Raw genomic sequence first — 22,270 nt, 5'->3', positions numbered from 1 at the left:
GTCAGCTGACCGTGACCTCGGCCAGCGTGGCGCGGAAACGCCCGTCGCTGACCTGGGTCACGCTGGTGAACCAGACGAAGACGAACTGGCCCTTGACCGCTGCAGGGGCGGTCAGGGTGACGTCGCCGGACTTGCCCTTCGAGGAGCCGACCTCCTTGGCGCTGTCGAGGCTCTCTCGGTCGTCGCCGACGTAGACCGTCACGTCGGAGGCGTTGGGCAGGACCAGCTTGACGGTGGTCACGTCGCGGTTCTGGCCGAGGTCCAGCCGCACGCCGACGCCCTTCTTGAGGCCACCGAGGTTGGCCGACGCGTAGCCCTCCGAGCTCCAGAAGGTGTTGTCCTTGCCGTCGAAGACGCGGGCCGCCTCGCCGTTGCGCTCCGCACCGTCGCCGGCCGGGTCGAACCCGGTGGCGCTGAGGACGGCGAAGGACTGGGTCCCGGACTCCTCGGGCTGGGTCGGCGTGACGGTCACCGCTGGGGCGGTCACCTTGACGGTGCTCCTCGGCGTGGGGGGGTCGCCGAGCCCGAGGTCGGTGTTGGAACCGATCTTCGAGGCTCCGTAGAACCCGACCACGATGGCCAGGATGAGGAACGCCGCCACGACGGCCAGCACGAGCTTGGACTGGTCGCGCGTGGGTGCCTCGCCGGTGTCGGCGTGGAGCATGGGGAGCGGAGGGTCCAGTGGCTCCTGGCCCTCGACGAGGGCCTGGTCGAGGGAGATCCGGCGTTGCTCCGCCCGCTCCTCGGCCGCCTGGCGCTGCGCCCGCCGCTCGGCGGCCTTGTCCGCCGCCGCGCGGGCGAAGCTTCCCACGCGGTGGGCAGCGGCCCCCGCTGCCTGACCGGCTGCCTGACCTGCCGTGCCGATCGCGGACCCGACCGCACTCGCTGCCGCAGCGGCCTGGGCGGCTGCCGCCGCGCCGGCGCCCGGCTCACCGGGCTCTGTGGATGGCTGGGTGGATGGCCCTGCGGCCGGCTCGGACAGCTCGGAGGGCGGGCCGGGGAGGACCGGGTCGAACCGCGTCTGGGTCGGGCGGCTCGCCGGACTGCTCGTCGGGCTGCCGCCACCTGCGGGACGAGGGCCACCCGCGGCCGGGAGCAGCGCTGTGTCGACGTCCGCACCGGTCGCGTGGTGCTGAGACGCCGCATCCTGCTCGTCTGCCGCGTCCCACTCGTCCGCGGCAACGGACGGTCCGTCGACAGGTGCGTCGACCGGTGCGTCCTGGCCGGTCGGCAGGGCGACGGTGCTCTCCGAGGCGGGGGAGGACGCGGATCCCGGGGTTGCTGGCGGGATGGGCACCGTGGCGAGCTCGGAGCGCAGTTGCTCCATGGCCAGCGGAATGGTCCGGGTCGTGCCGTCGTCCACCGGGGTCGTGCCGCCGAGACCGCTGACCTGCGCCATGGCCCACGGCGCGATCTGGGAGGCGAAGTCACCGGGGGTGAGCGGCCCCTGGTCCTCGTTGAGGGTGAGGCGGCACAGGGCGTCGAGGTCCCCGGGGACACCCGCCGCGATCTCGGACGGCGCGGGGACACCGCCGACGACGTGCGGCGCGGACTCCAGGCCGGGGACCGAACCGGGCAGTGGCCACCGGCTGGTCAACGCGGCATACGTGAGGGCCACGACGCCCACGGCGTCCAGCCGAGCCGCCTGCGTGGCGTCGAGGTCGTCCTCGTCGGCCATCGCGGCGAGGGTGGCCACCCCGCGGACCTTGATGGTGCCGTCGTGGGAGCGCAGGACCGAGTGCGGGGTGAGGCGCAGGTGGTGCAGGCCCCGGCCGCGCGCGGCCTCGAGGCCGGTGGCGGTCTCGCCGACGACGCGGCGGACCTCCTCGGCGGGCAGTCCGCCCTGTTCGAGGATCTGGGCGAGCGAGTGGGCGTCGTGGATGGCTTCCTCGACGAAGAACGCGATCCCCTCGGACCGGCCCACGTCGAGCACGCGCACGAGGCGGTGGTTGTCGAGTCCGGCGACGCGACGCGCGGCGTCGAGGGTGGCATCGGCGTGGGACTCGTCCTCGGAGAAGCACACGATGACGACGTCGCGCTCCAGCGTCGTGTCGTGGGCCGACCAGCGTTCGGCCCTCGGCAGCTGCTCGAGCCGACGCTGCACGGCATAGCGGCCGCCCAGCACCGTCGATGGGCCTACCCCGTGCACGCTGCCTCCTACGGTGTCGATGGACGCGTCGCCCCTATTGCACCAGCACGGTGCGGGCTCATCCTAGGGCGTGCCCGATCAGGAGGGGCGGCGCCGGAGGCGGCGCAACACGGGCTCGAACAGCTGGCCGACCTCCTCCACGCGCAGGAGGTGGGCGGTCCCGAAGCACAGGACGAGGAACAGCACCCCACCCAGCACCATCTCGACGAGGGCGCCCGACCAGCGCTCGCCGTCGATGCCGAAACCCTCGAGACCGACGAGCATGAAGGCCGTGGCCGCGGCGGCCAGCAGCCCGGCCAGCGCGAGCCTGACGTAGGTGCGGATGCTCGATCCGAGCCGCAGCAGGCCCAGCCGCCGACGCAGCAGCATGAACCCCAGGAGGGCCGCGGCGAGGTTGCTCAGCGTCTGTCCGATGCCGACGACGATGCCGGCGCGTCCCGGGTCCACGGTGAGGGCCGTGATGTTCACCGCGGTGGCGACGACGGTCACCACCACCTGCAGCAGGAACGGTGTCCTGGCGTCCTCGTAGGCGTAGAACACGCGTTGCACGAGGTAGAGCCAGCCGAACGGCACCAGTCCCAGCATCATCGCCATCATCACGTGCGCGATCGCCAGGCTCTCGGCGTGGTCGTTGCCGGGGAAGGCGACCCGCACGGCCTGGGCGCCCAGCACCAGGGCGAGGAAGGTGCCGGGGACCAGGAGCACCGCGGGCATCCGGATGCCCCGACCGAGGTCGGCGACCACCTCCACCGTGTCGTCCCGGTGCGCGGCCTGGGAGAGCCGGGTGAACAGGGCGGTGACGAGGGAGACCGTGATCAGGGAGTGGGGGAGCATGAACAGCAGGAAGGCGAGCCCGTAGGCAGTGACGCCCGCGCCGACCTGACCGCGCTCGTCGAGCAGGTCGCCCGCCCGGGTCATGACCTTCGACGTGACGATGAACCCGAGCTGGCTGACGGCCACCGCCGCAAACGTCCACAGCGCGACCTTGGAGGCGGACCGCAGCCCCACGCCGCGGAAGCCCCACACGGGTCGATACCGGAAGCCGCTGCGGTGCAGCGGGAGCCACAGCGCGAGTGCCTGGGCTGCGACGCCGAGGGTCGCGGTGCCCGCCAGCAGCCAGATCATGGTGCCGGACCAGTTCTCGACCTTGATGTCCTTGCCGTAGGCCGCGCCGAACCAGAGCAGCCCGCCGATCGCGACCACGTTGGCCAGGGCCGGCGCCCACATGTATGCCGCGAACTGACCTCGCGCGTTGAGCACCTGGCCGAACAGGGTGTAGAGGCCGTAGAAGAAGACCTGTGGAAGGCAGATGAAGGCGAACGCGGTGGCCAGCCCCAGGGTCGTGGCGTCCCACCGGTTGGAGAACAGCCGGACGAGCAGTGGCGCGGCCGCCGTGACGACGATGGTGGCGCCCAGCAGCAGGGCGATCGAGAGGGTGAGCAGCCGGTTGACGAACTCGTGACCGCCGTCGTCGTGGCTCGCGGCCTTGGTGATCTGGGGCACCAGGACGGCGTTGAGGACACCACCGGCGAGCAGCAGGTAGAACTGGTTGGGCAGGGTGTTGGCGACCTGGAACGTGTCGGCCGCCAGGGCGATGCCCACGGTGGCCGCGAGCATCGAGGCCCGCGCGAACCCGAGCAGCCGCGAGACGACCGTGCCGGCGGCCATGACGGCGCTCGACCGGGCAAGGCTGCGCTCGTTGCCGGTGGTGGCGTCGCTCATTCGGGGATGGCCTCTCGGGGGAGCCGGGCGCCGGGGCGACGTCGGACGGTGCGCACGATACCCAGCAGCAGGATGAGCCCGCCCACCGCGGCGAGCCCCCAGTAGACCCAGTTGCCCGTGGGCGTGACGCGGACCTGCACGTCGGCGCCCTGTCCGATGACGGTGCCGTCCGGCGTCGTCAGGGTGGTCCGCAGCGGCACAGAGCCCGCGGCGAGCGCCGTGACGCCCACGAACACGGTGGCCCTGCTCTTGGGGCCGATCCGCAGGACGGCGGGCTGGCTGTCGATCCGCAGGCGCGGGTTGGAGGCCTCCACCGTGAGCTTGACGTTCTCGACGGGCACGGCCAGGTCGTTCGTGACGGTGATCTGCAGCCGACCGGAGTCGGCGAGGAAGTTGATCGTGCTGGCCGACACCTTGACCGACGTGGTCGTCTGCCTGGCGGCCTGGGTGACCCGGCCGCTCAGGGTGTCCCACGCGGTCGGGGCGGCTCGCCAGCGGGTGGAGGCGAGCTGTTCGGCCGCCCGGGTCCAGGTGCGCAGGAACTCGTCGCCGTCGTCGCGGATCTGGGCGACACCGCGCACCGTGCGGACGGTCTGCTCCAGCTGGCTGATCCGGGCACTGGTGAGGACTGCCCGGCCGCCGCTGGGCGCGACCGTGGGCCGGGTGACCGGGGCGGCTGGAGTGCCCACGGCGCGCCTGGCCCTGGCCAGCACGTCGCCGGTCGTCGTCGGGGTGAGCCACGGGATGCTGGCGGTGGCGGAGAGGAAGGCCCTGGCGGCGGTCGGGTCGGGGTTGAACGAACGGGGCGCCGCCACGAGGACCGAGCGCCCCTGTGTGCCGGGGAGCTCGTTGAGCAGCGCGACCGAGTCCGCGACGAACTGCTGGGTGCTCAGCACGCCTTCCGCCGCCGAGGTGGTCCGCCGCAGGAGCGCGCTCAAGGCGTCGTCGTAGGCCAGCAGGGGCAGCCCGGTGGTGCTGCGTTGCGCCGAACCCGGGGTCGCGGCGGACCCCGGCGTGCTGAGCACCGCGGCCGAGGTGACCTGCCCGGCGAGGGCCGGCACGCGGAAGAGCCGGCGCAGGGCCGTCTCGCGGCTCGTGGTGTAACCGCCGTCGGCCGGCCAGGCCACGTCCGCGCGGCCGCCCAGCTTCTCGGCCACCGCCTGCGAGCGCCCCACCAGGGTGCGCATCAGGGACTGGCCCGTGCTGGCCCCGGCGACCGCTGCGAGGTCGGCGTCGGTGTCCGGCAGCACCCACGGGGTATGCCGCGCGGCCGCGTCGGTGATGCGGGCCTGGGTCGCGGCGCGCATCGCCGTCTCCTGGTCACCCTGGGTGGATTCACCACCGAGGTCGACGCCGGTCGGCAGCAGGCCGGGCAGGAGGGTGGGGTCGATGGCCCAGGTCACCGGCGCGTCCTGGGTCGCGTCAAGGACCCGGTTGACCCGCGATCCCTCGGCGAGCGCCTCGCCCCAGGCGGTCTCGCGGCTCGCTCCCCGGCCACCGAACAGGTTGGGGTCGGGGTCGAGGGTGAGCGGCACGGCCCAGCTGATGGAGATCGGCTCGTACTGCTTGGTCCGCTGGTAGCCGGCGAAGGTCCGCACGCTGGACGTGCCGGTCTGGATGCTGAGCGGGATGGCGCCGTACGCCGCGCCCCCCAGCGAGGCGAGGCGGGGAACCGTGAGCGAGAACGACGCCGTCCCGCCCGCCGGCACGGCACCGGCGAGCCGGGTCTGGGCGATGACGGTTCCCTCGGCCGGGCCGGTCGCCGTCGCCCAGGCCTGGACGGCCTCGCGGGTCGACTTCAGGGCCGCGTCGGCGGTGGGCATGACCACGGACACGGTGGGCCGGTTCAGCGGGCCGGTGCCGTCGTTGTGCACCGTGCCGGTGACGACGAGGTCCTGGCCGCCCATCACGACGGCTGGGGTCACGGCGGACAGGGCGAGGTCGACGCCCGCTGCCGACGCGGACCCGGACCCGGCCGCCCACGTGGGCAGCGCGAGCGCGGCCGCGGCGAGCACGCGGCATACGGATGCGCGGTGCATCACCCGTCTCCGGCCAGACGCGCCCAGGCCTGCCTCGCGATGCGTCGCTCGTTGGGGAAGGTGAGGTGCTCGTGCGCCTCGCGCAGGGGCAGCCAGGCGACGTCGATCGCCTCGTGGTCGGGGTCGTTCTCGATGGTGAGGTGACCGCCGGTGGCTTCGAGCAGGTAGTGGTGGACGAACTTGTGCACCCGGCGCTGGTCGGTGGCGAACCAGTAGTCGATGGTGCCGAGCTCGGTGAGGACGCGGCCCTCGATGCCGGTCTCCTCCTCGACCTCACGGGCGGCGGCCTGCTGGAGCGTCTCGTCGTTCTCGAGGTGCCCCTTGGGCAGGCACCACTCGATGCGGCCGGCCCGGTTGCGACGCGCGATCACGGCGATCCGGGCGACGCCCTCGTGCACGTCGACGACGATCCCGCCCGCCGACCGCTCCTCGACCGCGGGCAGCCGGGGCCGCTGGGGCACCAGCCTCTCGGGGTCGCGAGCGGGGGAGGTCACCGTGCCACTCTAACGAGCGCCTACCCTTGACCTCCGTGTCCACCGCCGATCCCCGCGAGCCGCAGACCGGCCCTCCCTCCCAGACCCGGGCAGTGCTCCTGCCCGAGCTGATGCGGCGGGCCGCTGCCCACCTCGCGCCGGTGGTGCCGCTGCTGACCGAGCTCGGCGACCTGTTCGTGGCGCAGGGTCACGAGCTGGCCCTGGTCGGGGGCCCGGTGCGCGATGCGTTCCTCGGCCGCCTCTCGCCGGACCTGGACTTCACGACCAGCGCGACGCCCGACCAGACGCTGGCGATCCTCAAGCCCTGGGCCGACGCCCACTGGGACATCGGACGCGAGTTCGGCACGATCGGCGCGCGTCGCGGCGAGCACACGGTCGAGGTGACGAGCTACCGGGCCGACGCCTACGACGGCCAGACCCGCAAGCCCGTCGTCGCCTTCGGAGACAACCTCGAGGACGACCTCGTGCGGCGCGACTTCACCGTCAACGCGATGGCGATGCGGCTCCCCTCGATGGAGTTCGTCGACCCGTATGCCGGGTTGGCCGACCTCGCGGCGCGGCGCCTGCGCACGCCGGGGCCACCGGAGGTGTCGTTCGGCGACGACCCCCTGCGGATGATGCGGGCGTGCCGGTTCGCGGCGCAGCTCGGCGTCGACGTCGCCCCCGAGGTGAGCGAGGCCATGACGGCCATGGCGGGATCGATCGGGATCGTGTCGGCCGAGCGGGTCCGCGACGAGCTGACCAAGCTGGTGCTGGCTCCGGCACCCCGTGCGGGACTGCGACTGCTCGTCGACTCCGGGCTGGCCGACCACGTGCTGCCGGAGCTCCCGGCGCTCAAGCTCGAGATCGACGAACACCACCGCCACAAGGACGTCTACGAGCACTCGCTGACCGTCCTCGACCAGGCGATCGCGCTCGAGGGGGCGCCGGACGGCCCCGAGTCGTCGGTGCCCGGGCCCGACCTGGTGCTGCGGCTCGCGGCGCTGCTGCACGACATCGGCAAGCCGGCGACCCGGAGGTTCGAGGCCGGCGGCGGCGTCTCGTTCCACCACCACGAGGTGGTCGGCGCCAAGCTCACCGGCAAGCGGCTCAAGGCCCTGCGCTACGACAAGGACACCGTGAAGGCGGTCTCGCGCCTCGTCGAGCTGCACCTGCGGTTCCACGGCTACGGCGACGGCGCCTGGACCGACTCCGCCGTGCGCCGCTACGTCACGGACGCCGGGCCGCTGCTCCAGCGCCTCCACCGGCTGACCCGCTCCGACTCCACCACCCGCAACGCCCGCAAGGCGGCACGCCTCTCGCAGACCTACGACGCCCTCGAGCTCCGGATCGAGGCGCTGATGGAGGCCGAGGAGCTGGCCAAGGTGCGGCCCGAGCTCGACGGCAACGAGATCGCGGAGGTGCTCGGCATCCGTCCCGGCCCCGTGCTCGGCCGGGCCTACGCCCACCTGCTCGAGGTGCGCCTCGACCGGGGCATGATCGGCCGCGAGGCCGCCGAGCAGGAGCTGCGCGACTGGTGGGCGCAGCAGCCGGAGTCGAGCCGGGCCGACTCGAGCCAGCCCCCGTCGAGCTGACCCCCCCCGACGTGTTGCGTCCCGGTGGTCACCGGGGCCCGGTTTCGGGGGTTCGGTGACGACCTGCGCGCAACAAGTCCGAGTCGGGACGCGAAAGGGGCACCTCCCGCGTGATGCGGAAGGTGCCCCTTTCGGTATGCCGTGTGGCTGGGGCGCTGGGTCAGCGCTCCTCGGTGCCGGCGATGAAGGCCTCGAGCTTGGTGCGGCCCTCGGTGTCCTCGCGCTGCACGGGCGGGGACTTCATGAGGTAGGACGAGGCGCTGATGAGCGCGCCGCCGATGCCACGATCCTTGGCGATCTTGGCCGCACGGATGGCGTCGATGATGATGCCGGCCGAGTTGGGGGAGTCCCAGACCTCGAGCTTGTACTCGAGGTTGAGCGGCACGTCACCGAAGGCGCGACCCTCGAGGCGCACGTAGGCCCACTTGCGGTCGTCGAGCCACGCGACGTAGTCGGACGGCCCGATGTGGACGTTGCGGCTGTCGGTCAGCCCCGCGAGGGCACCGGTCAGGTTGGACGTCACGGCCTGGGTCTTGGAGACCTTCTTGGACTCGAGGCGCTCGCGCTCCAGCATGTTCTTGAAGTCCATGTTGCCGCCGACGTTGAGCTGGTAGGTGCGGTCCAGCGTCACGCCGCGGTCCTCGAACAGCTTGGCCATCACGCGGTGGGTGATGGTGGCGCCGACCTGGCTCTTGATGTCGTCGCCGATCACCGGCACGCCGGCGGCCTCGAACTTCGCGGCCCACTCGGGGTCGGAGGCGATGAAGACCGGCAGCGCGTTGACGAAGGCCACGCCCGCGTCGATCGCGCACTGTGCGTAGAACTTGTCGGCGACCTCGGAGCCCACCGGGAGGTAGGAGACGAGCACGTCGGCCTTGGTGTCCTTGAGGACCTGGACGATGTCCACCGGCTCGGCGTCGGACTGCTCGATGGTCTGGGCGTAGTACTTGCCGATTCCGTCGTAGGTGTGACCGCGCTGCACGGTGACGCCGGTGGGCGGCACGTCGGCGATGCGGATGGTGTTGTTCTCGGAGTTGCCGATGGCCTCGGAGAGGTCGAAGCCGACCTTCTTGGCGTCCACGTCGAAGGCGGCGACGAACTCGACGTCCTTGACGTGGTAGTCACCGAAGGTGACGTGCATGAGCCCGGGGACGTTGCCAGCCGGGTCGGCGTCCTTGTAGTACTCGACACCCTGCACCAGCGAGCTGGCGCAGTTGCCTACGCCAACGATGGCGACGCGAACGGATCCCATGGGAATACTCCTTCTAGAGGGTTTTGGGGGTGGTGGATTTCGGGGTTCTGCTGGTGGTGCTCTTGGTGGTGACCGAAGCGGGGACGTTGCGCTCGGCGGTGATCAGCTCGTTGAGCCAGCGGACCTCGCGCTCGGCGGAGTCCAGGCCGTGCCGCTCGAGAGCGGTCGTGTAGGTGTCGAAGCGCTCGCGGTTCTTGGCCGCACTGGTGCGGATGTTGTCCAGCCGCTCCTCCAGCCGGCTGCGGCGCCCCTCGAGGATGCGCAGCCGGACCTCGGCCTCGGTGCGGGCGAAGAAGGCCAGGTGGACGTCGAAGGTGTCGTCCTCCCACGCGGTCGGCCCGGCTTCCTTGACCAGCTCCTGGAAGTGCTCCTTTCCGTCCGCGGTGAGCTCGTACACGATGCGGGCGCGCCTGGACCCGGAGGTGGCCGCGTGCTGAGTGCCAACCGCCTCGGCGATGAGGCCCTGGTCGAGCAGCCCGCGCAGGCAGGGGTAGAGCGTGCCGTAGGACAGGGCGCGGAAGACGCCGAGCGCCGCGTTGAGGCGCTTGCGCAGCTCGTAGCCGTGCATGGGGCTCTCGTGCAGGAGGCCGAGAACGGCGAACTCGAGGAGCTCGGAACGACGGCTCATGACTGGTCAGCACCTCCCTTCGCGATCGGCGGACGGAACTCGCCCGTGGGTGTCCTCGTGGCTTCGACGACTGGGTAAGCGTACACCAGATATATCGAGCCGATATATCTGGTGAACCCAGCCCGAACAGCCGGCCAGCCGGCATACCGGGGACACCGAATGCACGATTCAGAAGTCCGCCAGTCATACTGAGGGCCACTTGACTGCGCGCAAGGGCGGCCCGAGGGTCGGTGCCTGCGCCAGCTGTATGCCGATCGGGAAGGTCACATGAGTACCCCACGTCCGAAGACGCGAGCCCAGGCCAAGGCGGGGCAGACCCGCCGAGCCAAGGCAGCCAAGACGGCCCGGCCCAAGGGCGGCGCCGGCAGGCGGTGGGCGAAGTGGCTCGGCCTCACGGCGCTGGCGGGGTTCCTGCTCCTCGCGATCGGCTTCTTCGTCGCCTACTCGATGATCGACGCTCCCAAGCCGAACGACCTGGCCGCTGCGCAGGCATCGATCATCTACTACGCCGACGGCAAGACCGAGATCGACCGGATCAGTGAGGTCAACCGCGAGTCCGTGCCGCTGAAGCAGGTGCCCAAGGCCGTGCAGGAGGCCCACCTGGCTGCGGAGGACCGCAACTTCTACCAGAACTCCGGGATCAGCCCGACCGGCATCCTCCGGGGTGCCTGGACGACCCTGTCCGGCGGCACCGCCCAGAGCGGGTCGACGATCACGCAGCAGTACGTCAAGAACTACTTCCTGACCCAGGACCAGACGCTGTCGCGCAAGGGCCGGGAGATCATCATCTCCATCAAGATCGCCAAGCAGCAGTCCAAGGACACGATCCTCGAGAACTACCTCAACACGATCTACTACGGTCGCGGGGCGTTCGGCATCCAGACGGCGTCGAAGGCCTACTTCAACAAGGACGTGTCCAAGCTGACGCCGTCCGAGGGCGCCCTGCTGGCGTCGGTCGTCAAGGGACCGTCGTTCTTCGACCCCGGTCTCGGGGAGTCCCAGAAGGCCAACGCCGAGGCCCGGTGGAAGTACGTGATGGACGGCATGGTGACCAAGGGCTGGCTGACGCCTGAGGCGCGGGCCGAGGCGACGTTCCCGACCAAGTCCCTGGTGAAGTACCAGCCGAACCGCAATGCCGCCGGACCGAACGGGTTCATCACCGACGCGGTCAAGCGCGAGCTCAAGGCCAAGCTCAAGCTCACCGACACCGACATCGACAAGGGTGGCTACCGGATCGTCACCACGATCGACCAGAAGGCGCAGAAGGCCGCCGTCGACGCGGTCAAGGCCCGGATGCCCAAGGGCAAGGGCACGTCGTCGTTGCGGGTCGGCCTGACCTCGATCAAGCCCGGGGACGGCTCCGTGGTCGCGATGTACGGCGGTGCGGACTACCAGAAGGAACAGTTCAACACCGCTACCCAGGCCAGCATGCAGGCCGGGTCGACGTTCAAGATCTTCGCCCTGCTGGCGGCCCTGTCCCAGGACCAGCCGATCAGCACCAAGACCAAGTTCGAGGGCCGCAGCCCGCAGTACTTCAAGGAGTTCGAGGACTCCGCGGCGAAGACCGACTTCCTGCGCCGCGGCGGCGTCCGCAACTTCGGGCCCGGCTCGGGTGAGCAGTTCGGCAACATCGACCTGCGGACGGCCACCGGCCACTCGGTCAACACCGTCTACGCGCAGCTCAACATCAAGGTCGGGCCCAAGGCCACCCGTGACGCAGCGGTCGCAGCGGGTCTGCCGGAGAAGGGGCTCGGGACCAACTACGCCAACGTCCTCGGCACGTCGCACGTCACGGTGACGGACATGGCCAACGCCTACGCGACGATCGCGAGCCAGGGCACCAGGGTGACGCCGTACTACATCCGCTCCGTGAAGGGTGGACCCGGCGACCTCAACTACAAGGCCAAGCCGGTCAAGAAGGCGGCCTTCGACAAGGACGTCACGGCCGACACGGTCGACGCCATGGAGCAGGTGGTCAAGGACGGCACCGCCGTGTACGCCCAGAACCTCGGGCGGCCCGTCGCAGGCAAGACAGGCACCACGACCGACAACAAGGCGGCTTGGTTCGACGGGTTCACCCCGCAGCTGGCCACCGCGGTGGGCATCTACAGCACCGGCCCCAAGGGCGAGGAGCTGTCGATGAACAACATCCCCGGCGTCGGGGAGCTCACCGGTGCGACCGTGCCGCTGCACATCTGGACCGACTTCATGACCGCGGCGCTCAAGGGCCAGAAGGTCGTCGACTTCCCCAAGCGCGCCGGCCTCGGTGACGACAAGGTCTACACCCCGCCGCCGACGACGACGTCCACCACGACGACCACGACGACCACCACCACGCCGACCACCACGACGACGACGCCCACCCCGACCAAGACCAAGGGCACGGGCAAGCCGACGGCCACGGTTCCGCCGCCGACGACGATCACGCTCGGCGCCGGCGGACCACCCCCGACGACACAGTGACCCGGCCGCACGACCCGGCGCCGCACGTCCCCTCGACGTCGGACCTCCTGCCCGGTGGTGCGCTGGCGGTCGCCGGCGGGCCACTGGGCCGGCACGTCTCGGCTCGGGCGGTCTCGTGGGTCGCCACGGTCGTGCCGTTGCTCGTCGCGACGGCTGCGACCATGTCGCTGTCGGTCGCCGAGCGCGCCCACTGCATCCAGAAGGGCTGGACCGGCTCGGACCAGTTCTGGCACGCCTGCTTCTCCGACCTGCCGGCGCTCTACCAGCTGGGCAACCTCGACGACGGCCTGGCGTCCTACCTCGCTGGTGACGGTGCGCGGGCCGACCACCCGGTGCTCACGGGCTCGGTGATGGCCTGGGTGGGAGGTCTGGTGCCGGACGGGTCGTTCCTCGACCAGACCCGGTGGTACTTCGCCCTGTGGGCCCTGCTCGGCACCGGCCTCGCCATCGCCATCGTCCACCTCACCGCCGCCTCGCGTCCGCGGCACTCCGCGAAGGCCGCGCAGGTCGCGCTCAGCCCCGTGCTGCTGCTCACGGCGATGCTGTCGCCCGACCTGTTCGGGGTCGCCCTGGCCAGCGCCGGCATCTGGGCCTGGAGCCGGCGACGCCCCGCGCTGGCCGGTGCCCTCCTGGGCCTGGCAGTCGCCGCCCGGACCTACCCCGTCCTGATCCTGCTGGCCCTCGTGGTCCTCGGGCTGCGCACCGGCCGCCTCGAGGCGGCCGGGCGGACGCTGGCCGCCGCGGCCGGGGCCGTCGGGGTGGTCCTGCTGCCGTTCCTGGTCGCCAACCCCGGCGCCATCGTGGTGCCGTACGAGAAGTGGTGGGACAGCCCCGCCGGTCTGGGCTCCTTGTGGATGGTGCCCGACCTGGTCGGTCACCCCCTGCCCGCCGGAGTCAGCACCCTGCTCACGGTGGTGGGGCTGCTGCTGGCCGCGTTAACGGGCGCGATGTTCGCGCTGAGCACCCGACGTCGGCCCACCCTGGCCGAGGTCGCCCTCGTCCTGGTCGCCCTCGCCCTCCTGGCCGGCAAGACCTTCCCCGTGCAGTCCTCCCTCTGGCTGCTGCCGCTGGTGGCGCTGTGCGGGCTTCGCTGGCGGGACCACCTGCTGTGGGCAGGGGCCGAGGCCCTCCACTTCGTCGCCGTGTGGCTCTATGTCGGCGGCCTGTCCAAGCCCGACCGGGGCCTCCCGGCCGGTTGGTATGCCGTGACCCTCACCCTCCGCGTCCTCGCCGTCGGCTACCTCGTGTGGCGGGTCTGGTACACCGCCGCGCAGCGCGCCGAGGCCCCGGAGGTCTCTTCTTCCGAGGAGCTGCTGGGCCAGGACACGGGGGACCTTCCGAAGGACGACTTCCGGGACTTCGACCAGGCCGACGACTCCGACGCAGTGGTCGACGAGCTGGCCGGCGACTTCACGGACGCCCCCGACCAGCTGCTCGTCCGCCTCGCCTGAGGGGCGCCCGCCCGGAATCGGGGCCTGTGGACAACGATTCGGTCGATGTCCCTGTGTCCCGGTACTCTGTTCCAGGTTCCCCGGCGGCGCACCTCGACGGTGCTTCGCAGGGGATCGCACTGCAACCCTCCTGTCACGGAGAGACCGTGACCGCCATAGACCAAAGGAGGCGGGTTATCAGCATGCGTCAGTACGAACTCATGGTCATCCTCGACCCCGAGCTCGACGACCGGACCGTCGCGCCGTCGCTCGACAAGTTCCTCACCGTCGTGACCAAGGACAAGGGCACCGTCGACAACATCGACATCTGGGGCCGCCGTCGCTTGGCGTTCGAGATCAAGAAGAAGGCCGAGGGCATCTACGCCGTCGTCAACTTCACCGCAGAGCCGGCCACGGCCAAGGAGCTGGACCGCCAGCTCGGCCTCAACGAGTCGGTCATGCGCACCAAGCTCCTGCGCCCCGGCGCCTGAGCTGCACCCGATCTGTTTCTGAACACTGAGCCGGCTCTGAAGAGCTTGCTCGACCAGACCTGACCCAAACGAACAGGGGACCTGCTCCATGGCTGGCGACACCATCATCACCGTCATCGGCAACATCACCGGCGACCCTGAGCTGCGCTTCACCCCCTCGGGTGCTGCCGTCGCGAACTTCACCGTGGCCTCCACGCCGCGGCAGTTCGACCGGCAGTCCAACGAGTGGAAGGACGGCGAAACGCTGTTCATGCGCTGCTCGGTGTGGCGTGACGCGGCGGAGAACGTCGCCGAGTCGCTGCAGCGCGGCACTCGCGTGCTCGTCACCGGTCGCCTGAAGTCTCGCTCGTACGACACCAAAGAGGGCGAGAAGCGCACCGTCATGGAGCTCGAGGTCGACGAGGTCGGCCCGTCCCTGCGCTACGCCACTGCGAAGGTCAACAAGACCCAGCGCGGCGGAGCCGGTGGTGGCGGCTTCGCCGGTGGCGGCCAGGGTGGTGGCCAGGGTGGCTCGCAGGAGGACCCGTGGGCGACCGGCCCGTCCGGTGGCCAGCAGTCCGCTCCGCAGTCGGCACCCCAGGGTGGCGGCCAGCAGGGTGGCGGGTGGGGCGGCGGAGCGCCGTCCTACGACGAGCCCCCGTTCTGATCGGTCACAGGCACAGATCACTCGGTATGCCGGGTGGTGAGCTTCCACGGGGAAGCCGGCCACGCGGCATACCCACCGTTTGAACAGCATCATCCAGAAAACGTGAAACACACCATCCCTGGGAGACCAGGGCTCATCCGCTGAGACTCTCAGCAGAAGGAGAGCACCACGATGGCCAAGCCCGTTGTGCGCAAGCCCAAGAAGAAGGCCAACCCGCTGAAGGCGGCGAAGGTCGAGAACATCGACTACAAGGACACTGCGCTGCTGCGCAAGTTCATCTCCGACCGCGGCAAGATCCGCGCTCGTCGGGTGACCGGTGTGTCCGTCCAGGAGCAGCGACTCATTGCCACCGCGGTCAAGAACGCCCGCGAGATGGCGCTGCTGCCCTACTCGAGCTCGTCCCGCTGAGCTCGGGCGCTAGGAGGATCTGAACCATGAAGGTGATTCTGACCCACGAGGTCTCCAGCCTCGGGACCGCCGGTGACGTCGTCGACGTCAAGGACGGCTACGCCCGCAACTTCCTGTTCCGCCGTGGCCTGGCCACCGCGTGGACCAAGGGCGGGCAGAAGCAGGTCGACTCGATCAACAAGGGCCGCGAGGTCCGGGCGATCAACTCCCTCGAGGAGGCCAAGTCCATCAAGGGCAACCTCGAGGCCAAGGCCGTCAAGGTCGTGGCCCACGCTGGTGGCTCCGGTCGCCTGTTCGGTGCCATCTCGACCGCCGACATCGCCGCCGCCGTGAAGGCGGCCGGTGGCCCGGAGCTCGACAAGCGCAAGATCGAGGTCACGACCCCGATCAAGTCCGTCGGCAGCCACGAGGCGCTCATCCGCCTGCACCCCGAGGTGCAGGCCAAGGTGACGCTCGACGTCGTCGCCGGCTGACCCAGCCGCTGCACGAAGGCCCGGCTCCCGCTGCACGGCGGGGCCGGGCCTTCGTCACGCCCGGCACCCTTTCGGGGTCCGTTCGGGCGCGGGTGGCCCCGTGCGAGAGTTCGGGGCATGGGACAGAATCGGGCGCATGACACCACGCGTGGCGATCGCGGCGACCGGACCGGCGTCTGCTGAGGCCGGCCTCGCGGCGGCCGCTGCCGGCGGCAACGCCGTCGACGCCGCCATCGCGGCGATGGTCTCCGCGATGACCACCGAGCCGGGCATCGTCTCGGTCGCGGGCGGCGCCTTCGTCAGTGTCTGGCCCGCCGGCGGGGACCCCGAGGTGATCGACGGCAACGTCGAGATGCCCGGTCGTGGGCTGGACCCCTCGCAGTTCGGGACGGGGCTTCGCGAGGTCACCACCTCCTACGGCGGCGGCCTCACCCTGTATGCCGGTCACGGCTCGGTCGCGACGCCCGGCGCGTTCGCAGCCCTGGGCGTGGCCCACGACCGTCATGGTGCGGCGACGTGGCGGGACGTCCTGCATCCCAGCATCGTGGCAGCCCGGACCGGCTATGCCATCGGTGGCGCCGCGGCGAGCTACCTCGCCATCACCGGGGAGCTGGTCTTCGGGTGGGACGAGCACACCAGGCCCTTGGTGAGGGGCGACGACGGCGAGATCGTCATAGCCGGTCAGCAGGCGACCAACCCCGACCTCGCCGACACCCTCGAGCAGATCGCCACCGAGGGAGCCCGCTCCCTCTACACCGGCGACCTGGCCGCCCGCATCGCTGCGGACAGTGACGCGCGCGGTGGCCTCATCACCGCCGCTGACCTCGCGGCCTACCGGGCGGTGGTCCGCACGCCGTTGCGTCTTACCCTCGGGGAGTGGGACCTGGCCCTCAACCCGCCTCCCTCGGTGGGTGGGCCGATGCTCACCGTGATGCTGCGTGAGCTCGCGACCGGCGGCTGGGACTGGGCGCGCATCATCGAGATCCAGCGGCGGGTGTTGTCCTACCGCCACCAGGTGCACGACCTGTCGACCGATCTCGAGGAGGACGGCTACGCCCTGCTGGAGTCGGTCGACCGCAACGGGCTGGCCAGCCTGCCGACCTCCTCCTCGACGGCCCACGTCTCGGCGGTCGACAGCGACGGCACGATCTGCGCGATCACCGCATCGAGCGGGTATGGTTCCGGCGCAACGGTTCCCGGCACCGGGCTGATGCTCAACAACTGCCTCGGTGAACCCGAGCTGAACAGGCTCGGGCTGCACGCGCTGGCTCCCGGCACCCGCCTCGCCTCCAACATGTCCCCGTCCGTGGCGCGTTCGCGGTCCGGCGGGGCGCTCGCGATCGGCAGCCCTGGCGCCGACCGGATCACGACAGCCCTGATGCAGGTGCTCGGTCGCTACTGCCTCGAGGGCCTCCCGATGCAGGAGGCGATCGACGCGACGCGGGTGCACGTGCGGATCCTGGAGGACGGGACGACGCGGGTCGATCACGAGGACGACGACGCAGTGTCTGCTGCGGTGGAGAGCCTGGGGCTGCCGTCGTTCTCGCACGGCCCGAGGTCGATGTTCTTCGGTGGTGTCGGTGCGGCCCGGCGACTGGCCGACGGCACGCTCGACGCCGCCGGCGACTCCCGCCGCGAGGCCGCGACCCGCGTCGCCTGACCCCGCCCGGCCCGCCCGGCCCGGCGACCCGCCCGGCCTCATGACGACTTGTTGCGCGCAGATCGTCACCGGGCCCCCCGAACTGGCCTTGGGTGACCACCTGCCGGCAACAAGTCGGCGAGCCCTGGACTTGTTGCGCGCAGATCGTCAGCGGACCCCCCGAACTGGCCTTGGGTGACCACCTGCCGGCAACAAGTCGGCGAGCTCTTGGACTTGTTGCGCGCAGATCGTCAGCGGACCCCCCGAACTGGCCTTGGGTGACCACCGGCCGGCAACAAGTCGGCGCCCCGCGCGAGGGGTCAGCGGGCTGCGCCGGTCACGGCCCAGGCGTCGCCGCGGATCCGCCACCAGAAGAAGCACGCGCGGATCGCCATGAACGCCGTGAAGACGACCCAGAGGACGACGACCGCTCGCGGCGCACCGTGGGCCAGCAGCTCGTCACCGGTGGCGTGCACCCAGAGGGCGAGGGGCAGGTAGAGCACCAGCGTCGCCGCCATGGCCTTGGCGAGCCAGCGACCGTCACCCGCACCGATCAGCACCCCGTCCACCACGAAGACGTAGCCGGCCAGGGGCTGCCCGAGGGCCACCACGATGAGGGCGGCGGCCAACGCCGACCGCACGGCGGGGTCGGTGGTGAAGAGCGCGGGCAGCAACGAGTGCACCGCCAGGACGACCAGCCCCAGGAGTGCTCCTCCCCAGATGCCCCACCGGATCATCGTGGTGGTTGCGGCGCGTGCCGCAGCTACGTCACCGGCGCCGAGCGCCTTGCCCGTGATCGCCTGCGCAGCGATGGCGAGGGCGTCGAGGGCGAACGCCAGGAAGCTCCACACCGTCGCCGCCACCTGGTGCGAGGCCAGCGGCACGTCACCGAGGCCGGCGGCGACCCAGGTGGTGACCAACAGGATCGCGCGAAGCGCCAGCGTTCGCACGAGCAGAGGTATGCCGGTCAGCGCGGCGCGCAGGACGCGGCCCGGATGCGCGTGCAGAGTGGCGCCTGCCCGGCGCGCGTGGCGCACCAGGACGGTCACGAGTCCGATCGCCATGCCGGTCTGCGCGATCACGGTGCCCCACGCGGATCCGGCTATGCCCCAACCGAATCCGTAGACGAAGAGGAGGTTGAGAACCACGTTGGAGGAGAATCCGGCGACCGAGGCCACCAGCGGTGTCCGGGTGTCCTGAAGCCCGCGAAGCACCCCCGTGGCGGCCAACGCCACGAGCATCGCGGGGATGCCGAGGGCCGAGATGCGAAGGTACGTCGCGGCATACCCGATGGCGTCCTCGGACGCGCCGAAGACCCGGCAGAGCGGTTCGGCGGCGAAGGCGACGGCGATGGAGGTCGCTGCCCCCAGCCCGACCGCGAGCCAGGTGCCGTCGATGCCTGCTTCCAGGGCGCCGCGCTCGCTGCCGGCGCCGATCTGGCGCGACACGATCGAGGTGGTGCCGTAAGCGAGGAAGACGAAGATGTTGGCCGCGGTGATGAGGGTGGCACTCGCGACTCCGAGGCCGGCGAGCTGGGCGGTGCCGAGGTGGCCGATGATCGCCGAGTCGGCCAGCAGGAACAGGGGTTCGGCGACGAGGGCGAGGAACGCGGGGACCGCGAGGCGCAGGATGTCGCGGCTCTGCGCCGACCTCGCACCGACCTGCCCTCTGCTCACCGCGCCACGCTAACGGTTGGCCGGAGACCTGTTCGGTGGTGGTCGCCCAGCGGTCGCCCAGCGGTCGCGCAGCCCGGCGACGTAGGACTCGACGTCGGCAGCCATGTCCACCTGGTCGGGGGCGACCAGCCATTGCAGCTGGAGCCCGTCCATGAGGGCGACGAACTGCCGGGCGATGGCCGGCGCTGGCAGCCCCGGCTCGGCACTTCCGTCGGCCACGGCGTCGGTCAGGGCGCGGGTGAGTGAGTCGACGGCACTCGCGTGGTGCCGCCGCAGCCAGTCGTGTCCCGGGTGCGCCGGGTCGACCGCTTCGCCGGCCAGGCTGGTGAAGAGTCGGACCATCGCCTCGCGACGGGCGTTGAGCCGCACCAGCTCCACCATGTCGTCGAGCACCTCCCAGCCGCGGGCGGGTGCCTCGCGTCGGGCGGACAGGCTCGCGAGGTCGCGCAGGTCGCGCTGCTCGAGCACCGCCGCGAGCAGGTCCTCCTTGGAGGCGAAGTGGTGCAGCAGGCCGGTCTGGCTCAAGCCCGACGCGGTGGCGATGGCGGTCATCGGCGTCGCGTGGAAACCGCGCTCGGCGAAGAGCTCGGTGGCTGCCTCGACGATTCGTTCACGGGTGTCGCCGGTGCCGGCCGCACCCCTGGGCCGGCCGCGCCCCCGTCGTGCGGTGCTCACGACCGTTGTGCGGGACGGTGGTGCGGGAAGGTCACGACCGTCAGGCCAGGGGGAGCCGAGTGCGGATGTCGCCCAGACCGCGGGCGACCAGGAGCTCGCCTCCGGTGAGGGGGGCGCCCCACTCGCCGGCCGCCGTGTCCCACCGGCGCCACAGCCTCGCGTCCGTGGCGATCTCCACCTCGACGCGCTCACCCGCTGCCACCGTGGCCGAGCCCCACCCGACGAGCCGGACCGGCTGGTCGGGGTCGGCGGGCTGGAAGTACGCCTGCACGACCTCGCGAGACTGTCGTTCGCTGGTGTTTCGCACCGTGACACGCACTCCCGCCTCGGTGAGCTCGGCGGACTCGTAGTCCCACGACCCGTACCCGTCACCAGCGCCCAGCCAGTGTGCGGGGGCGTCCGCGTGACCGGCGTGGAAGCCGCGGTAGCCGACGAACAGCCCGTCCGTGTAGTCGAGCTGCAGGTCGGTGGGCTCGACGTCCCACGCCGGGGCCGCGCCGTCCGCTGCCGGCCAGGACGTCACCAGTCGGCCGGCGGGCTCCCGCAGCCCGAGGAGGGCATCGGCCACCGCGTGTCCACCCTCCTGCCCCGGCAGCCCGACCACGATGACGGCGTCGACGTCACCGGCCCACGGCATCAGCACAGGGGTGGCGGCGTTGACGACGACGACCGTGCGGGGGGCCGCGGCGGCCACCGCTGACACCAGCCGGTCCTGGTCGCCCGGCAGGGCGAGGGTGGACTTGTCGGTGCCCTCGGTCTCCTGCTCCGGGGTGAGCCCGACGACGACCACGGCGACCTCGGCGGTGCGCGCGGCCTCGACCGCCGCCTCGATGACGTCATCCGCCGGGGGCGGCACCGGGCCGGCCACGAGCGACTTGACGCCCATGCCCGAGGCCAGCACGTGCGACAGCGTGCTCAGCTTGCCGTCGGGGCCGGGTTGGGGTTCGGACCGCACGATGGTGAGGACGGCCTCGACCAGCGAGCCCGGCTCCGCGTCGACCTCGGTCGTCCAGCGCGGAGGCTTGAACATGCCCTCACCCGGGTCGGCGCCACTGGCGGCGAGGTCTCCTCCGCCGAGCTCCACACCGTCGAGGCTGACCGTCCACCGACCCGTGCCGAGGACACCGAGGCGCACGTGGCCGCCCTCGACCAGCCGGGCGCGCAGCCGCAGCTGCTCGGTCGGGCGCGGCAGGGTCTCGTCCCAGCCCGTCGTCACGTCAGCGCCGCCCACGTCCTCGGAGAGCATGACCACACCGTCCGCGTCGACGTGCTCGACCTGCATGCCGGGTGCGCCGGTCTCGGGGTCGCTGATCACCGTGGTCGAGGCGGGGAGTGGGCGCTCGCGGACCTCGACACCATCGACCACGGTCAGCCGGTCGCCGATCGCGGCACGCAGGCCGTCGGCGATGGACACCTGGTAGGGCGGGTTGACCTGGGCCGAGCCGCCACCCATGCAGACGGTCTCCACGGCGTGCCGCCCGATGAGGGCGACCGTGCCGGAGCCCGAACCCGAGAGCGGCAGGACCCCGCCCTCGTTGCGCAGGACGACCATGCCGTCGGTGGCCAGTCGGCGCAGCTGCTCGCGGCGCGCGGGTGCATCGGGTGCCGGCGAGTCCGTCGGCCACGCCCGGTGACCTTCCGGACCACCCAGGGCGCCGACCCGCTCCGCGAGCCGGAGCAGCCGGCATACGTGCTCGTCGATGACGGACTCGGGCACGGCGCCCGACTCGACGTCGGCCACCAGCGCCTGGCCCCATGGCCCGTCAGGGCCGGGCATGACGAGGTCGAGGCCACCGAGCGCCGCCGGGGCGGAGGTCTTGGTCGCGAACCAGTCGCTCATGAGCAGGCCGTCCCAGCCCCATTCGCCCTTCACGACCTCGTTGTTGACGTGGTCCTGCTCGGTGGCCGCGGCTCCGTTGATGTCGTTGTAGGCCGCCATGATCGACCAGGGCTGCGACTCCTCGACAGCGATCTCGAACGGCAGGAGGTAGACCTCGCGCAGCGCCTCCTCGCTCACGACCGAGTTCATGTAGTTGCGCAGCGTCTCGGATTCGTTGGCCACGAGGTGCTTGAGGCAGGCACCGATTCCCTTGCCCTGCAAGCCCTTGACGTATGCCGCGGCGAGACGACCGGTGAGCAGCGGGTCCTCCGAGTAGGCCTCGAAGAGCCGGCCCCCGAGGGGGGACCGGTGCAGGTTGATGGTCGGCCCCAGGACGACGTGGATTTGTTGGCGCTCGGCCTCCTCGGCCAGCATCTCCCCGACCTCGTGGGCGGTGTCCTCGTCCCAGGCGCTCGCGAGGAGGGTGGCGTTGGGGAAGAGCGCCACAGGGTCACCGCCGGTGAACTTGAGACCACGGACGCCGGTGGGGCCGTCGGAGAAGGCCATCGGCGCGAGCCCGATCGAGTCCTCGCCGTGGAGGGTGAAGGAGGTGGCGCCGGTGAGCAGGCGCACCTTGGTCTCAAGGTCGAGGGTGGCGACGAAGGCGCTGAAGTCGGTGGAGGTCACGGCTC

Annotated in this window: 17 protein-coding genes; 8 read left to right on the top strand and 9 right to left on the bottom strand. The window is 71.3% G+C overall.

Features of this window, described 5'->3' with window-relative positions; all coding sequences use genetic code 11:
* Nucleotide 1: 1 nt before the first annotated feature.
* The 4 genes from AC1DS4_RS11575 to AC1DS4_RS11560 all read right to left on the bottom strand — a co-directional run bounded on the left by AC1DS4_RS11575 (nt 2) and on the right by AC1DS4_RS11560 (nt 6,404).
* A complete protein-coding gene (locus AC1DS4_RS11575) occupies nt 2–2,149 on the bottom strand; it encodes a hypothetical protein (protein ID WP_477614204.1) in 2,148 nt (715 codons plus the stop codon).
* A 78-nt stretch (nt 2,150–2,227) separates the two neighbouring features.
* Nucleotides 2,228–3,871 carry a murein biosynthesis integral membrane protein MurJ gene (gene murJ / locus AC1DS4_RS11570; protein WP_477632857.1) on the bottom strand — a complete coding sequence of 548 codons (1,644 nt, stop codon included), beginning with the start codon at nt 3,869–3,871 and terminating at the stop codon, nt 2,228–2,230.
* The gene (locus tag AC1DS4_RS11565) at nt 3,868–5,910 is read right to left on the bottom strand and encodes a DUF6049 family protein (protein WP_477632856.1); all 2,043 of its coding nucleotides are present in this window, start codon (nt 5,908–5,910) and stop codon (nt 3,868–3,870) included. Before AC1DS4_RS11565 ends, murJ begins: the two co-directional genes overlap by 4 nt.
* Nucleotides 5,910–6,404, bottom strand: coding sequence for an NUDIX hydrolase (locus AC1DS4_RS11560; RefSeq protein ID WP_477614201.1), 495 nt, complete (start codon nt 6,402–6,404; stop codon nt 5,910–5,912). The genes AC1DS4_RS11565 and AC1DS4_RS11560 overlap by 1 nt, the downstream gene beginning before the upstream one ends.
* 110 nt (nt 6,405–6,514) lie before the next feature.
* On the opposite strand from AC1DS4_RS11560, the gene AC1DS4_RS11555 reads away from it, so the two are divergent.
* Complete coding sequence (locus AC1DS4_RS11555; RefSeq protein WP_477632969.1) at nt 6,515–7,978, top strand: CCA tRNA nucleotidyltransferase; 1,464 nt, start codon at nt 6,515–6,517, stop codon at nt 7,976–7,978.
* 160 nt (nt 7,979–8,138) lie between these two features.
* Here the strand turns inward: AC1DS4_RS11555 and AC1DS4_RS11550 are convergent, their stop codons facing one another.
* Complete coding sequence (locus AC1DS4_RS11550; protein ID WP_477614200.1) at nt 8,139–9,230, bottom strand: inositol-3-phosphate synthase; 1,092 nt, start codon at nt 9,228–9,230, stop codon at nt 8,139–8,141.
* Between the two features lie 13 nt (nt 9,231–9,243).
* Nucleotides 9,244–9,858, bottom strand: a complete 615-nt coding sequence (locus AC1DS4_RS11545; RefSeq protein ID WP_477614199.1) for a PadR family transcriptional regulator — start codon at nt 9,856–9,858, stop codon at nt 9,244–9,246.
* 267 nt (nt 9,859–10,125) lie between these two features.
* Here AC1DS4_RS11545 and AC1DS4_RS11540 point away from each other — a divergent pair, with 267 nt between their 5' ends.
* From AC1DS4_RS11540 to AC1DS4_RS11510, 7 genes are all read left to right on the top strand, one after another.
* On the top strand, nt 10,126–12,321 hold the full coding sequence (locus AC1DS4_RS11540) for a transglycosylase domain-containing protein (protein ID WP_477632855.1): 2,196 nt from the start codon (nt 10,126–10,128) through the stop codon (nt 12,319–12,321).
* The gene (locus AC1DS4_RS11535; RefSeq protein WP_477632854.1) at nt 12,318–13,772 is read left to right on the top strand and encodes a glycosyltransferase 87 family protein; all 1,455 of its coding nucleotides are present in this window, start codon (nt 12,318–12,320) and stop codon (nt 13,770–13,772) included. The genes AC1DS4_RS11540 and AC1DS4_RS11535 overlap by 4 nt, the downstream gene beginning before the upstream one ends.
* Nucleotides 13,773–13,954: 182 nt before the next feature.
* On the top strand, nt 13,955–14,242 hold the full coding sequence (gene rpsF, locus AC1DS4_RS11530; RefSeq protein ID WP_056921396.1) for a 30S ribosomal protein S6: 288 nt from the start codon (nt 13,955–13,957) through the stop codon (nt 14,240–14,242).
* An 88-nt stretch (nt 14,243–14,330) separates the two neighbouring features.
* Nucleotides 14,331–14,888, top strand: coding sequence for a single-stranded DNA-binding protein (locus tag AC1DS4_RS11525; RefSeq protein WP_477632853.1), 558 nt, complete (start codon nt 14,331–14,333; stop codon nt 14,886–14,888).
* Between the two features lie 171 nt (nt 14,889–15,059).
* Nucleotides 15,060–15,296, top strand: a complete 237-nt coding sequence (gene rpsR, locus AC1DS4_RS11520) for a 30S ribosomal protein S18 (protein ID WP_056884210.1) — start codon at nt 15,060–15,062, stop codon at nt 15,294–15,296.
* Between the two features lie 26 nt (nt 15,297–15,322).
* On the top strand, nt 15,323–15,769 hold the full coding sequence (gene rplI / locus AC1DS4_RS11515) for a 50S ribosomal protein L9 (RefSeq protein WP_477614195.1): 447 nt from the start codon (nt 15,323–15,325) through the stop codon (nt 15,767–15,769).
* 136 nt (nt 15,770–15,905) lie between these two features.
* The gene (locus AC1DS4_RS11510) at nt 15,906–17,429 is read left to right on the top strand and encodes a gamma-glutamyltransferase (protein WP_477632852.1); all 1,524 of its coding nucleotides are present in this window, start codon (nt 15,906–15,908) and stop codon (nt 17,427–17,429) included.
* A gap of 299 nt (nt 17,430–17,728) precedes the next feature.
* On the opposite strand, the gene AC1DS4_RS11505 is transcribed toward AC1DS4_RS11510, so the two are convergent.
* The 3 genes from AC1DS4_RS11505 to AC1DS4_RS11495 are packed head-to-tail and all read right to left on the bottom strand — an operon-like array spanning nt 17,729 to nt 22,265.
* Nucleotides 17,729–19,084 (bottom strand): MATE family efflux transporter, encoded by a 1,356-nt coding sequence (locus tag AC1DS4_RS11505; RefSeq protein WP_477632851.1) that lies wholly within the window; start codon nt 19,082–19,084, stop codon nt 17,729–17,731.
* Nucleotides 19,085–19,093: 9 nt separating this feature from the next.
* Nucleotides 19,094–19,759, bottom strand: coding sequence for a TetR/AcrR family transcriptional regulator (locus AC1DS4_RS11500; protein WP_477614192.1), 666 nt, complete (start codon nt 19,757–19,759; stop codon nt 19,094–19,096).
* A gap of 40 nt (nt 19,760–19,799) precedes the next feature.
* Complete coding sequence (locus tag AC1DS4_RS11495) at nt 19,800–22,265, bottom strand: glycoside hydrolase family 3 protein (RefSeq protein ID WP_477632850.1); 2,466 nt, start codon at nt 22,263–22,265, stop codon at nt 19,800–19,802.
* Nucleotides 22,266–22,270 lie beyond the last annotated feature (5 nt).

The organism is Pedococcus sp. P3_C7, from assembly GCF_056402615.1.
This window is presented reverse-complemented; position numbering and strand designations above follow the sequence as displayed.

What these genes read in the sequence shown, in the direction of transcription:
- murJ (WP_477632857.1), bottom strand. Translation starts at nt 3,871, where the DNA reads ATGAGCGACGCCACCACCGGCAACGAGCGCAGCCTTGCCCGGTCGAGC.
- AC1DS4_RS11565 (WP_477632856.1), bottom strand. Translation starts at nt 5,910, where the DNA reads ATGCACCGCGCATCCGTATGCCGCGTGCTCGCCGCGGCCGCGCTCGCG.
- AC1DS4_RS11555 (WP_477632969.1), top strand. Translation starts at nt 6,515, where the DNA reads ATGCGGCGGGCCGCTGCCCACCTCGCGCCGGTGGTGCCGCTGCTGACC.
- AC1DS4_RS11550 (WP_477614200.1), bottom strand. Translation starts at nt 9,230, where the DNA reads ATGGGATCCGTTCGCGTCGCCATCGTTGGCGTAGGCAACTGCGCCAGC.
- AC1DS4_RS11545 (WP_477614199.1), bottom strand. Translation starts at nt 9,858, where the DNA reads ATGAGCCGTCGTTCCGAGCTCCTCGAGTTCGCCGTTCTCGGCCTCCTG.
- AC1DS4_RS11540 (WP_477632855.1), top strand. Translation starts at nt 10,126, where the DNA reads ATGAGTACCCCACGTCCGAAGACGCGAGCCCAGGCCAAGGCGGGGCAG.
- rpsF (WP_056921396.1), top strand. Translation starts at nt 13,955, where the DNA reads ATGCGTCAGTACGAACTCATGGTCATCCTCGACCCCGAGCTCGACGAC.
- AC1DS4_RS11525 (WP_477632853.1), top strand. Translation starts at nt 14,331, where the DNA reads ATGGCTGGCGACACCATCATCACCGTCATCGGCAACATCACCGGCGAC.
- rpsR (WP_056884210.1), top strand. Translation starts at nt 15,060, where the DNA reads ATGGCCAAGCCCGTTGTGCGCAAGCCCAAGAAGAAGGCCAACCCGCTG.
- rplI (WP_477614195.1), top strand. Translation starts at nt 15,323, where the DNA reads ATGAAGGTGATTCTGACCCACGAGGTCTCCAGCCTCGGGACCGCCGGT.
- AC1DS4_RS11510 (WP_477632852.1), top strand. Translation starts at nt 15,906, where the DNA reads ATGACACCACGCGTGGCGATCGCGGCGACCGGACCGGCGTCTGCTGAG.